18 protein-coding genes are annotated in these 12,286 nt (G+C 39.4%); all 18 read right to left on the bottom strand.

The genetic code is table 11. The features are described from left to right. Position 1 precedes the first annotated feature (1 nt). Positions 2-394 (bottom strand): phage holin family protein, encoded by a 393-nt coding sequence (locus tag CSV75_RS01845; protein ID WP_199171282.1) that lies wholly within the window; start codon positions 392-394, stop codon positions 2-4. 60 nt (positions 395-454) lie between these two features. Beyond that, positions 455-673, bottom strand: a complete 219-nt coding sequence (locus CSV75_RS01840; protein ID WP_099674505.1) for a hypothetical protein — start codon at positions 671-673, stop codon at positions 455-457. 116 nt (positions 674-789) lie between these two features. Beyond that, the gene (locus CSV75_RS01835) at positions 790-1,407 is read right to left on the bottom strand and encodes a hypothetical protein (protein ID WP_099674504.1); all 618 of its coding nucleotides are present in this window, start codon (positions 1,405-1,407) and stop codon (positions 790-792) included. 188 nt (positions 1,408-1,595) lie between these two features. Next, positions 1,596-1,766, bottom strand: coding sequence for a hypothetical protein (locus CSV75_RS16185; protein ID WP_158231563.1), 171 nt, complete (start codon positions 1,764-1,766; stop codon positions 1,596-1,598). A 30-nt stretch (positions 1,767-1,796) separates the two neighbouring features. Continuing rightward, complete coding sequence (locus tag CSV75_RS01830; protein ID WP_099674503.1) at positions 1,797-2,015, bottom strand: hypothetical protein; 219 nt, start codon at positions 2,013-2,015, stop codon at positions 1,797-1,799. Beyond that, positions 2,012-2,878 (bottom strand): hypothetical protein, encoded by an 867-nt coding sequence (locus CSV75_RS01825; RefSeq protein ID WP_099674502.1) that lies wholly within the window; start codon positions 2,876-2,878, stop codon positions 2,012-2,014. The genes CSV75_RS01830 and CSV75_RS01825 overlap by 4 nt, the downstream gene beginning before the upstream one ends. Positions 2,879-2,900: 22 nt before the next feature. Beyond that, entirely contained in the window at positions 2,901-3,284 is a 384-nt protein-coding gene (locus CSV75_RS01820) for a hypothetical protein (RefSeq protein WP_099674501.1), read from the bottom strand. Positions 3,285-3,371: 87 nt separating this feature from the next. Continuing rightward, entirely contained in the window at positions 3,372-4,409 is a 1,038-nt protein-coding gene (locus CSV75_RS01815; protein ID WP_099674500.1) for a phage tail protein I, read from the bottom strand. Continuing rightward, entirely contained in the window at positions 4,402-5,520 is a 1,119-nt protein-coding gene (locus CSV75_RS01810; RefSeq protein ID WP_099674499.1) for a baseplate assembly protein, read from the bottom strand. Before CSV75_RS01810 ends, CSV75_RS01815 begins: the two co-directional genes overlap by 8 nt. Next, a complete protein-coding gene (locus tag CSV75_RS01805; RefSeq protein ID WP_233191564.1) occupies positions 5,513-5,764 on the bottom strand; it encodes a hypothetical protein in 252 nt (83 codons plus the stop codon). The genes CSV75_RS01810 and CSV75_RS01805 overlap by 8 nt, the downstream gene beginning before the upstream one ends. A 52-nt stretch (positions 5,765-5,816) precedes the next feature. Continuing rightward, positions 5,817-6,482: a phage tail protein gene (locus tag CSV75_RS01800; RefSeq protein WP_099674497.1), complete on the bottom strand. Its 666-nt coding sequence runs from the start codon at positions 6,480-6,482 to the stop codon at positions 5,817-5,819. A 25-nt stretch (positions 6,483-6,507) separates the two neighbouring features. Then, entirely contained in the window at positions 6,508-6,930 is a 423-nt protein-coding gene (locus tag CSV75_RS01795) for a phage baseplate assembly protein V (protein ID WP_158231561.1), read from the bottom strand. Further along, positions 6,930-7,952, bottom strand: a complete 1,023-nt coding sequence (locus tag CSV75_RS01790) for a phage late control D family protein (protein WP_099674495.1) — start codon at positions 7,950-7,952, stop codon at positions 6,930-6,932. The genes CSV75_RS01795 and CSV75_RS01790 overlap by 1 nt, the downstream gene beginning before the upstream one ends. Continuing rightward, on the bottom strand, positions 7,949-8,164 hold the full coding sequence (locus tag CSV75_RS01785) for a tail protein X (protein ID WP_099674494.1): 216 nt from the start codon (positions 8,162-8,164) through the stop codon (positions 7,949-7,951). The genes CSV75_RS01790 and CSV75_RS01785 overlap by 4 nt, the downstream gene beginning before the upstream one ends. After that, complete coding sequence (locus tag CSV75_RS01780; protein WP_099674493.1) at positions 8,157-11,222, bottom strand: phage tail tape measure protein; 3,066 nt, start codon at positions 11,220-11,222, stop codon at positions 8,157-8,159. The genes CSV75_RS01785 and CSV75_RS01780 overlap by 8 nt, the downstream gene beginning before the upstream one ends. Beyond that, entirely contained in the window at positions 11,215-11,382 is a 168-nt protein-coding gene (locus CSV75_RS16180; protein WP_158231560.1) for a hypothetical protein, read from the bottom strand. Before CSV75_RS16180 ends, CSV75_RS01780 begins: the two co-directional genes overlap by 8 nt. Continuing rightward, positions 11,376-11,732, bottom strand: a complete 357-nt coding sequence (locus CSV75_RS01775; RefSeq protein WP_099674492.1) for a hypothetical protein — start codon at positions 11,730-11,732, stop codon at positions 11,376-11,378. Before CSV75_RS01775 ends, CSV75_RS16180 begins: the two co-directional genes overlap by 7 nt. A gap of 16 nt (positions 11,733-11,748) precedes the next feature. Further along, positions 11,749-12,267 (bottom strand): phage major tail tube protein, encoded by a 519-nt coding sequence (locus tag CSV75_RS01770; protein ID WP_233191609.1) that lies wholly within the window; start codon positions 12,265-12,267, stop codon positions 11,749-11,751. Positions 12,268-12,286: the final 19 nt, after the last annotated feature.

The raw sequence follows: 12,286 nt of genomic DNA, 5'->3' as shown, positions 1-12,286 counted from the left end.
ATCACTTACCTCCTTTTTTAAACACCGTATTAATAAAATCAATAAACACATCGGTGGATTTATCATCATCTGTCAGCCGTAAGTGATTAAAAATAGAATTAATCTCACTCAATAAGTAACCTATATACAGCACATACAATGCACTAATACCGATTGGATAGGGTGCCAATAAAGCAACCGGAATAAAGTATACGCATAAAATCAAAAGTAGCATCTTGCGCGCAATCCCGAAAATAGCACGGCTGGAAGAAAAGTCAACTTTTTTATTAAACTTCGCATTGATCCAACCAAGTGTAAAATCAATAATATTTGCCCCCATTATTAAAGCTAATATATAAATCAGCTTTGTATTGTCCGTTTCCAAAAACCGGCTTAACCAATCAATCATCTGCATAAACGTCACCTTTCTTTATTTGATTTTTTCAAAATAAAAAGAACGCCCTGAAGGACGCTCTTACTTAAATCTTGTTTTAATGTCAATCACCTTGTCATAATCCTCAAAATTTAAATCCATGTAATTAGCAGGGTGATTGATTTCCATATTGACCACTTGCAGATCCAAGCCGTTGACTTCCCACCTTGCACCCTTTTTCATTGAATATTTTTCAGAAGTAATATGATCAACCGTTGTTTCTTTGATGATTTTATCTTTGTATATAATGTTAACTTTCATAGACTTTCCCCCTTTATGTCTGGTTAATTCGACATAATGAGGAGTTTTCCTTTTTTCACTCAAAATAAAAAGAACGCCCATGTGGACATTCTCAATTGTTTATTAATTCTAGTTGTTTAAAACATGTTATTAAAATATTTATTTAATTCACGTATACTTCTCCCTAAAGATGAAAATGGTAATGTAGAAAGTAAGCTATTCATAAAGATTTGCTTCATTTCAGTATTAACTTCCTGAAGTTCTAAATCTTTCATAGGACATTGAAACACTGGTGGATTGCTTGGTAGTTCATTCAAAAAAAAACGAGCTTTAACTATTTGTCCAGGGTTTATATGTGCTAGTTTGACTGCACACGCTTCTGCATCGGTTCTTGTCAGCTCCCATAATTCCTCATACCCCGCTGGGATCTCTTCAATATAACCAGGGATGATGTATGTGGCTCCCAATGCTTTTATTTCTATAGGAGGATTTTCAATTGCAACATTTCCAGAATTTATAATATCTACAGCCAACAAGGTAGGATCAGGTAGTAATTCCTCTTGGTAATGTATCTGTAAATCATCGGACTTATTCAAAAATCCCTTTGAAATAATTGGATATAATTTAATTTCATAATTCAATTTTTGTCTCTTTAAACTTTTCTTTGTTACATAAGAAGACACCCACCATGATATGACACCTACTATAATTGTAGCTAAAATTGAACCAATCCCTAAGTACTCTTGAAATTCCAAAGCTTTCCCCCCAAAAAAAATTAATAGGACAGTATTCACAAATACAACAATACCATATTAATATTTTGTGCGGTATATAGATTTACATAAAGCTTTCGTAACCAGAGTACAAAAATAGTAGCATCCTCATTAGCAGCATTTATAAATTCGACGTCCGGATTTATTGCACATCATGGTCCGAATGTGTATTAAGCCGCTTCGTGATTAGCAGTCAATAACACCGTAAGTTCTTCATATTGATCTTGCGTGATGCGCCCACCCATATAAAACACGTCAAGCATTGTCTGCATTTCCTCTTGCATTTCGTACATGTTCTTTTCTATTTTTGTTTTGCAACCTTTATAAGTAATCATATTCATCTTATATTCCTCCATTTAGTGTTTTATTTTTTACATTAAACCCATTTCAACCATTAACAATCTAAAGTCCACATCTAACACGTAATTTGTAAGTTCTTCTATTCCAGATGGTGGTTGTGGTTCGGGTTTAGCAAAAATGAGAAAATTACCATCGATATGATAACATTCCTCTACAAGGGACAGTCCGCTAGGAGGATTGTCTAGTAATGCTTTTCTCTCTAACTCATCCTTGAATTCAATTTTTATCATGATAGAGTCACAACTCCCTCAATACCAATACTTAAATCTTTAACATATCCGGTTCCAGAAAAATGGTGCGACATAGCAAAACTTATTAAGTCGCCAGCTTTAACTTCAATGTCTATCGATGCTCTGACATAACTTGTGGAGTAAGTTCCAGGAAAATTAAAAATTTTGTTATCTATTATTAATTTTGGTACTACCCTTCCACTTGCTGATGTACTTCTATTGGACAAACTGAATCTTAATATTCCTGTTTTATTTACCGTAAAACGTCTAATCACTATTTCCGAAGCAGTAGAGGCGAGGGTCCATTCTCCTATTAGTGTATATAATATTTCATCACCTGGAGAATATTTAATTCCACTTGAGATAATCTCAATATCTCTAGGTACTTGAGTTTTGATTATCAACCCATCAACACCAAGCGTTGCAACTCCATTGGGGTGTCCTTTTTCAGAACTGTCTATTTTCCCATTCCATGATGTCCGTTCAACAAATGTGATATGTTTCGTAATATCCGCCAAATGCGTAGCAACCTCTTGTGAAGAAGCAGCCCCTACATCGACAGCTCGAGTCCCATGGGGATTCCGTTCGTTGATATGATGAGCTAATTCTTTGTCGGTTACAATCTCTCCTTCACCGACTGGCATTTTAATATTGGCCAAAGGAATTTGTGAGCCTTCACCATCCGCTCCGCTGTGCGTATGTTCCTGAATCAAGCGTTCAGTCAAAGACTTTAGGAACACATCATTATTAATCAGCCGCTCAAACAATGGGTTAAATACGTCTGCGTGTGAAGGATCAGTTGTTTGCAACTTACGAATTTCTTGGCTGTAATTAGTTGGTTCATGAATTTCTTGATTTGCCATGTGATTCTCTCCTTTCTAAAAATCAGAACTGTTCGTCCCAATCGATTTCTAATGTCGTTTCATCATCCATCCCTTTGGGCTTGAACGTTTTCCAAGCCACCAAGTCGCCTGTTGCATCGTACAGGCCGCAACAAGAAATATCTGCTTCTCCGCTTTCGGAAAACTGCAGATCCACAAATATTCGTAATGTTGTGGGTACCGGGTATTCAATGCCGTTGATTTCCTTCTTAATAACTTCTCCAGGGATTGCATTCACATCAGCAGTAGGAACGATCGGTTGTCGGGTTACTGGATCATGACCGCCCGTTCCCCATCCAACGTGTGTAATGGCAGGCAATGGAGTAGTACCACCGTGTGCCTTTGCAAATTTTTCTCTAGCCTTTGTTGTTGTGATCGCATTTGCCATTGTTCACTTCACCCCTTTCTTTTCCTTTGACTTTGCCATTCTTAATTACTCGAAGCTCCGACTGAAAAATCGGTTCGTTCTTTACAATCAAATTGCCACCTCCTCGATAGTTACTCCTGCTTTTTTAACGCGAAATAAGCCTCTGTGAATTGACAGGGCTTGATCTAAAAATATTGAACCATCTAATTGTATTTGTCCGTTTAATGGCACTACACCATTCATAGTACTCGTGGAGCAGGTTACTGGTGCAGTTCGGTTACGGATTACATGAATGCTCTCACGCTTTTTATACCGCATTTTCGCATCATGTAACGTGACAAGCCTTACATTTTGCGGTTCGTTCTGTAACCTTATTTCTCCATTCAAACTAAATTCCCCGTCAAGAGACGGCATTAGATTAACTTCGTGAACGCCGAAGCCGTGCAGTACTTTCATGGCAAGATTTATTCTTTGAAGATGAGCGGGACCATCTTTATTGTAAAAACCGTTTAAAAAACGATCTCCGTTCAATAAGTACTCACCATCAAGACGAATAATCTCTCCTGCACTACCTATCCCCGCTTGAGCCCATGGATTAGATGCTGCAGATAACTTGGTTCTAATATACAACTTATTATTAAAATATCTAACAACAATAAATTTTCCTTTAAAGATAAATTTATCGAACCAAGAGCGAGTATTTTTGGTTGCGTTAATAATTTTCTTCATTTGCATTTTGTCCGGATTCGATTCGATATTTAACAGCGTTGAAAAGAAAAATGGACTGCCGCTATATTCAAACCACTCAAGCAATCTATTTTCGACAGCTACAGCAGACAAAGCTTTTTCGACTGCTTCTGGAGTGCCTTTTTTTCGATGCTGACTAATAGAAGCTTTAATTACAGCCTGCTTCTGTTCTATAGGTAATGAAACATCATAAAAATCCACATGCTTTTCATACGAAAGTAAATCCAGCAATTGCTCAGGAATGTTTTCGATTTCGATCAGGTTGAAAAGGGCTTCAGCTTCTCGATATGCCTCTTTTAATTGGATTTCAGCCGCCTCAGCCATAGCAACTACGACAGGGTCTTCTCTCAAGCTGTAGGGCAACAAATGTAACAATGAGTTGTCTTGAACTTTAATCATTGGCAAGTCCTCGATAAGTGATAGTAGCCTCAAGCTCCTTAGCGACTTCCAACTTACCTACTTCTAAAAACATTGGAGCATTAACGGATACACGGGAAGCCCCTTGTTGTTTTAAACGAGCAATCAACTCAGAGAAATCAACATCACGTCCCATTTTTGCTCTTTGCCAAATCAAATACTCTTGATATGCCTGTTTTACTTGTTCTGCAATTAATACTGATACAGCTGCATTCGTGTTTGAAATCCAATATTCAACCGTGGATGTATAATTTACAATTGACGGTGCATCTACTCTAACAAAATCAGTCAGAGGTCTTACTTCGCGATCCATTAGGATAGATTCTACATGATTGATTTCTTCCATCTCTGGAAGACGTCCACCTGCCATTAAAATACGAACATCAACTACTCCAGGTGCTGATGAATCTATCTTTACATCCACGATATCCTGACTAGCAGACTTAGCCCAATATATATAGGCTCCATCAGGACCAGCAACAGAAAAACTTTCTGGTGCAAGCCTGATACGCTCAGCGTATGCATCATCGTCTTCTTCATCAGCTCCACCCGCTGAGGTGGTAGTGTTTTGAACCGATTTTACATATGGCAAAGGTTCCACAAGAATGGTGATTTCACCAGGAAGAAAACCATTACCTATATCACCTGTCTGTGTACAAACTGCACCAACCGTAAACAAATTTTCACCTTGAGGAATAACTTGTGTCTCTTGGGTTTCAAAATAAATATCTGCACCAACCAAAAAACGAGTTCCCCCAGGTATTGTTAAAGTATCTACTCGATCCTCTTCCAATATAAAGGCCATTGTAGTTTTCGAGAAGGTGGCAGGCAGTCGTTCAGTCGTCATCTCGATTCCCATGTGATCGAGCATATTGTCCTCTGCATACGACAACCTGTTTTGTCGAAGACTATGCTCTAAATTATTTCTTTCAATAGAGATGTACGCAGCAAGACCTTGAATAAATTTACGGCGTGGATCTGCACGTTGTAATGCGATATCAGTTTTACCTTCAACATGCATTAGCATCTCTCGTTCAATGAGTTCCGGTGCTTTATCCAAAAAATATAAATCCGGTAAATTAAATCTACTCACGTATGCTCACCTTCACTTTCGGTATCAACTTTGCCTCTAAACCATCGCCATCAAAAAGCACTTCGTTGACCACTGCTCGTGGCTCAAACGTGTGAATAACTTCAGTGAGTTGAGAAGCGATACGCGCTTTTGCAATATGAATGGGTGTATCTATTTCTGTCTTCCAACCAAATGCACGATCTAAAGGGCAACTCATGATAGATGTAGACATAATAAAAGCAACGTTTTGCAGAATTTCTTCCACTCCAGTTGCTCCAAAGTTTATGTTTTTCATAGGCTCTACTGTATGCACTCTATCACCCTTTCTTTAATGTGGAGTACGCGGAACTAGCTGATATATACTTTCCTCCACCAAGGGAATACCAGCCATTTTTCACACCGTATACAGTTAAACTGTCACCTTTTCTAGCAACACCGATAGCTTTGTTTTTAGTTCCGGGACCGCTTCGAATATAAACGGATTTAACTGTAATTGTCATTTTCCCCATTACTTTTTTACTCTTATCATTAGCATTTTTAGAAGGCTGCTTGGTATTGGAAGTCGTTTTTTTAATTTGTGCTTTTCCTTCTACATATTCTTTCAATGAAATTGTAACTTCTGCTGAAAGGATATTACCACGCTGATCTATATTTTTAAGTGCTTCTGAAATCTCAGTAATAACAAATTTGTTAGGTGATAGTGGCTTACTTCCCAAAATAAAAGGAGCAGCCTTTCCACCATCATTCATTTTTTCAAGCTTTGCTATTTCTTTCATGGGATTAATACCATTCTCTACTCGTAACAACAAGCGGTAGTTTATGTCAATTAATCCTGCACCTTCAAATTCTAGCTTGGCTTTCTTCCCATGGATTTCGTGTTCACTCCATCTGGATTTATTACTTTTTTCCAGATCAGTAAATGAGTTTATTTTTTTGGGTGTAACTTCAAATACTACTGTTCCAAAGCTCCCGATAACAGCCATCGCTATCACCTATTTCCAAATTATTTCAATTCTTTGGTGTTAAGCTTCCTATATTAGATAATAAATTCCCATCTAACGTTACGACTTTTCCTTGCCCACTTTGAATCTTGATATCGCCCACAATGTTGACTAACAGTGTATGCGAGCTAACATCATACTCAATATTGCTACCATCTTCGAACTCGATGTAATGCTTATTCTTATCCTGAAGAGGGGGAGGTGTTTGCTCTGAATAAAAAGCTCCAATAATAAAACCTTCGCTCTCTTTCGTGAAAAGACAGAGTACGTGTTCTTCCACTTTAGGCATCCAGTATTGTTTATTCTTTAAAGTTCCGTTATACACAATCCTTAATGGTGCAGACACTTTGTCATCTTGCTCTTCTAATCTGACTCTCGCTGTCGCATCAACTGGATCGATTGTGACGACTTCTCCGACTTGCACACGCATTAATATCCCTCCAAGCATCTACGTAAATCGAGTGTAATCTTACTTCTATTATGAGTAACCTTCGTCACTATATATTTTCCGTTCAAACGTCCGAAATCACTTAAATTGAAAGTCATGCCTGCATCAATATGAATCTCACTAAATACTATTAATTCCACTGTTGTTGCATCTTTATTAGCTTCTCTCAATCGTTTTTTAGCAAGTTTCTTAGCTTCTGCAACTGACTTTACTTCGTCCTTTACAATAAGAGTTCTTCCTACTTTAGGAGCTTTAGGTGGAGCATACGTTGCCTTTATTGTTTTCTTTTTCTTTGCTGAATGTGACTGTACACGACAATCTTTATAAAGACCAGTTGATGTGGTTTTGAAACTCCAATCCTCTACTTGGATTCTGCATGTGTCTGTACTTCGCCGCAATATTGTTTCCTTTACAGGTTTCGCTTCATAATCAGCTTCATCCAAAATAACAATTGATTTGTTTGAGAGTTTAAGACATAACCCTTCGTCTTTACATAATCTGTGTAGGAATGCTAAATCAGTTTCAGACTCTTGATCATAACGGTCTTTTTTAGGGTTATCACTAGACTCCCAATGTAGTTTTAAATTATTGGCTTTCGCAATATCACCAGCTACTTGCTTCAATGTGGCTTTCTCCCAAGCCTTTGATTTATATTGCCCGCGTATAGAAGTAGATTCCGGTACACTCAGCGCTTTAATTGTCATTCGTGTACCAGAACTTCTACCATCCAATTCATCTACTTCAAATTTTCCTAATTTGGTTTTCATAAGATCATTCGTCCAGTATCTACGTAGTAATTCTACTTCTAACAGAGAACCCTTGGACGGAAACCAATCATTCAACCATTTCACAAAAGCATCTTGCAAAACGAGTTGCAAATCATCAATTTCCCCACTCAAATTATCCGTATATGTCCAATCAATCAAATCTTCGCCCAGCTCTTCGTTTAATTTAGTCGTATTGTAAGTGACATTAAGACTAGTGCGTCTCGTAGATGTCGTCATAGTTCGGTATCATCCCCCAACCAATCCGGGCGCTCTGTATAGATTGATGTATCGATTTCCGGCACATTTAAGTTGACAGCCCCAGAGAATATAACTATGTCCCTAAACACTGGATTCGCTTCTAATAGTAAAGGGAGCAAGTATTCGCTCCCCCATAATTTATATGCGATTAGATCCCAAGTATCTCCTTGGATTGTAGTATAACTAGCCATCAAAACTCACCCTTTTCGCAGAAGTACCTCCAGGTAGAGGAACACTATTTATACGAGACTCTAAATTGTATAGAGCTGATACAACCCTTTGACCTGCCGACTGGATCCCCTGCAAAGATGATATCCAACCGCTCGCTTGACCAATGTAAGATGCGAGTAAAGACATATTACCAGATGCCATACTAGTGCTAGCTTGCAATGGGTAAAATAATCCTACTAGCATTCCACTGGCTTGCCCTGTATAAGAGGCTAACAGTGACATACTAAGAGCCGTCATCTGTGTATTAGATTGTAATAAAGAAAATGAACCGTACATCATACCGCTTGCTTGTCCCGTATAAGAAGCTAGCAAAGACATACTGAGCGCTGTCATCTCTGCATTAGATTGTAGAGAAGAAAATGAACCATAGATCATACCGCTTGCCTGGCTGGTATAAGAAGTAAGTAATGACATACTAAGGGCTGTCATCTCTGCACTTGATTGTAAGGTAGCAAATGAACCATAAATCATGCCGCTTGCTTCGCCCGTAACCATTGCTAAGGATGACATGTTATGAGATGTCATTTCTGCACCTGATTGCAATCCAGTAAACGCTCCTTGTACCATTCCACTTGCTTGTCCGGTATAGGTAGCGAGTAAAGACATACTCTGAGCAGTTGTACTTGTGCTTGCTTGCAATTCACTCATACTAGCATTACTTGCTGATAATGAAGCAGCAAGCTCATTAGCTGAAGCATTTAACTGAGAGCTATCAAATGTTGATTGAGCAGGAGTATTTGCAGCTTTCGGAGGAGCACTATCACCACGAGCGGCATCTACAGCTTTACCACCAGCCCATTTCCCACCGATATAACCAGCAGCACCACCTACCAGACCCCCTATTGCTGTTCCAATTCCAGGAGCAATAGCAGTCCCAATAGCAGCACCTACTTTACCACCGCCTAATGCTCCAGTAAGACCTCCCGCTGCCTGACCACTTGCTTTTACTTTATCTTTCGATTTAATTACATTGAATGCCTCAGTCGCAAATGCAAGTGGCAACATTGCCTTATTTCCATATTTAGCGACCTTACCGCCAACATTCATAACCCCTTTGCCAGCATTTTTGAAAAAGGAAGGAGCTTTTGCTGATTTAGTATTTCGTACTGACGGTTGAGCGACAGCTTTAGTTTTTCCAGGATTCTTTTGTTTACCTTTAGTATGAACAGGAGTCTGTGCGGTTGCTTTAGTGTTTTTGGAACCTTTCTTTTTTGTATTTGTAGAAGCCTGCTGTACTGTCCCAGCAGCTGCTGTGGTTTTCTTTACATTCCGAGATTCCATAGCCCACTTACCGGCACCAATTGCTCCTTTTACCATAGTGCCACCACCGAGCATCCACCCCGCAGCACCTAAACCTAGAGCACCTGCAACATTACCTTCCATTGCAGCGCCTATAGTTCCTCCTACTGCTCCTGTGAATGCAGCTACCCATGTTTTGGCAGCTATTTCACCAAGCTGAGAAAAGATTCTCCCCATCGTTTCTCCACCACTACCACCAAGCCACTCTTCAGCTTTTTGCATAGCAGTCTCAAGGGAGTATACAACCTTATCTCCAAAATCCATATCCTTAAACAAGTCGTATTTTGCCATTTGCGATTCATACTCAGCTAGTGCATCAGGATTTGCTCTGAGTTCTGGATTTATTTCTGGTTTAGCCGATTTAAACGGATCCAAAATATCACTTAATGCTGTGGCCGCTTTACCACCTAGATTCTCAAATGTTGCAATGTTTTGCTCGACAGATCCAGTTAGCCCTTGAAAGGTATCTTTTAATACACCTAAAATAGGAGTTCCAAATGCTATTTGACTAGACTCTACTGACCCGAAAAACTCCTCTTTTGCTCCAGCGTAATTGTCTTTCATCACAGCTGCGGCCTTCGCTGCTGTACCTGTAGACTTTTCCAATGCAGTCGTCATATTGTCAATTTTTTCAGGTCCAGCTTTCATAAGGGATAAGAAACCACTTACTGCTTCTGTTCCTACTAGTTTGGCAACAGTTGCTACTTTATCAGCTTCTGACATATGTTCAGTGGATTTAGCTAGATCTTCAATAATTCCGGAAAGAGACTTGGCCTTTCCGTTCGAATCTTTAATTGAGAAACCGAGTTTCTTCATTATCTTCTCTTGCGCTTTGGCAGGATTATTTAAAGCTAATAAAGAAGCCCGTAGAGAAGTACCTGCATTTCCACCTTCAAGTCCGGCATCTGTCATTATTCCTGCGGCAGCAGAAACTTCTTCCAACGATATTCCTAAAGCTGCAGCTGGTGCACCCGCATATTTAAATGTTTGTGCTAAATCATGTACTCCTGCGGCAGATTGGTTAGCGGACATAGCAAGCACATCCGCTACGTGAGATGCTTCTGTAGCTTCTAAACTCCATACATTAATTGCGGTTGCGACGGTGTCTGAAGTTAATACCAAATCCTCACCGGATGCTTCAGCAGCTGCTATAATCCCGGGCATTGCACCAATAATTTTATTTGCATCAAAACCTTTTGCTGCAAGCTCGTCCATTGCAATAGCTGTTTCTCCTGCCGACAGACTAGTGCTGGCTCCTAATTTTATCGCTGTTTGCCGCAATGAACTTAATTCAGAAGCAGAAGCCTGTGTCTTTGACTGCACTTTAGACATTTGCGCTTCAAAATCAGCAGCAACATTTATGGATTTCACTGTTGCTCCTGCTACGGCCGTTGCTCCTACAACAGCGGCTATTCCTGCGACCGCCTTCACTTTAGCTGCTCCGCCTTTAATTTTAGAGCTTAATGCATTGACTCGTCGCATATCGCCTTCAAGCTTGCGTAGTTCCGCTCGCACTTTCGCTGTTTCGGCTGCATATTGAGACTGATGAATATTACCTTTCGAAAACTCTTTACCTAAACGAGATAGTTCTCTTTTTGCAGAATTGGTTTTCTTTTTTAAGTCATCAATATCCCCAGTCGCTTTTTTAAATGCAGCACCCAGAGAGCCACCGACTTTCCCGGCAATTTCAATTGTCATTTCCATTGCCTTTTTAGCCATTGTCGTCACCTACCTCATCAGCAGCTGCTGCTGCTGCTTCAATCCAGTACTTCAACTCAAACAACGGCAAGGATTGCCAAAATGTAATAGATGTATACGAAAAAGAAGAGAGCTTCAAGAACGTTTGACGAAACGCTTGAGCTCCCTCCTCTCCTACCATCGGATGAAAAAATTACGTACTTGTAAGACCATTTCTAAGAAATCAGCAGCATGCAGCTTTTGCAACTCATCAGGTAAAATCCCTGTTACACGAGAAGATAGTTTCAGTAATACTTCTTGATTGTAAATATTATCAAATCCAGCAGGGTGACCTTCAATGCGCATTTCATTATCGACACTTAAAATGTCGGCGCCAGTTATATCTGAAAAGTCGAGTTTTAATTCATTAATTCTCTTGCCGTCAAATGCAAGTTCTTTCTTGATTGGCATAACAATGACAAGTGGATTAGACTCATTTTTTACAACTTCCTGAACCACCTGTTCTTCCATTTCCTGTTTTTTCTCCGTCAATTTAATTTCCCCCTTTTTATATACCTAGTGCTGCACGTAATTCTGCTAGCATGTCTACTCCATCAACCATATAGATATAATTTATTCTGTCGTACTCGACTAGCACTTGCTTTTCACTCTCTACCTTGATGTAGAGTACTTCAATTTCTGTGGATCCTTCATACGGACTACCTTTCGCCGCTTTACCGAAATCATGCTTAATAACATGACCATGAACCAACACACGTTTAGCAAGGAACTTGTGTCTTGAAGCATTTTGATCGTAATTTTGATCTGCTAGACGACAATCAACCTTTAATGATCCTTGCTTATAAAATGCAACCATGGCTTTATCAATAGTTGTTGTCCAGTTGATAGTTAACTTCATCGATTGCATATGACCAATGTTGGCAGATTCATACTCTCCCAACACTCCTGCTCCATTCATTGTTTCTGTCATTCCATCAAATGATGGAAGCTGAAGATCTCCAATCCCTTTAATTTCCGGGCTTTCATTCACGTATATCCGGGAGTCATTCATCTTTTCTGGAATCATACTCACTATTTTTCCTCCT

It is taken from the genome of Sporosarcina sp. P18a (assembly GCF_002743135.1).
In the GTDB taxonomy this organism is placed as follows: Bacteria; Bacillota; Bacilli; order Bacillales_A; family Planococcaceae; genus Sporosarcina.
The sequence above is the reverse complement of the archived record's forward strand: the minus strand, read 5'-3'. Positions and strand labels throughout refer to the sequence as shown.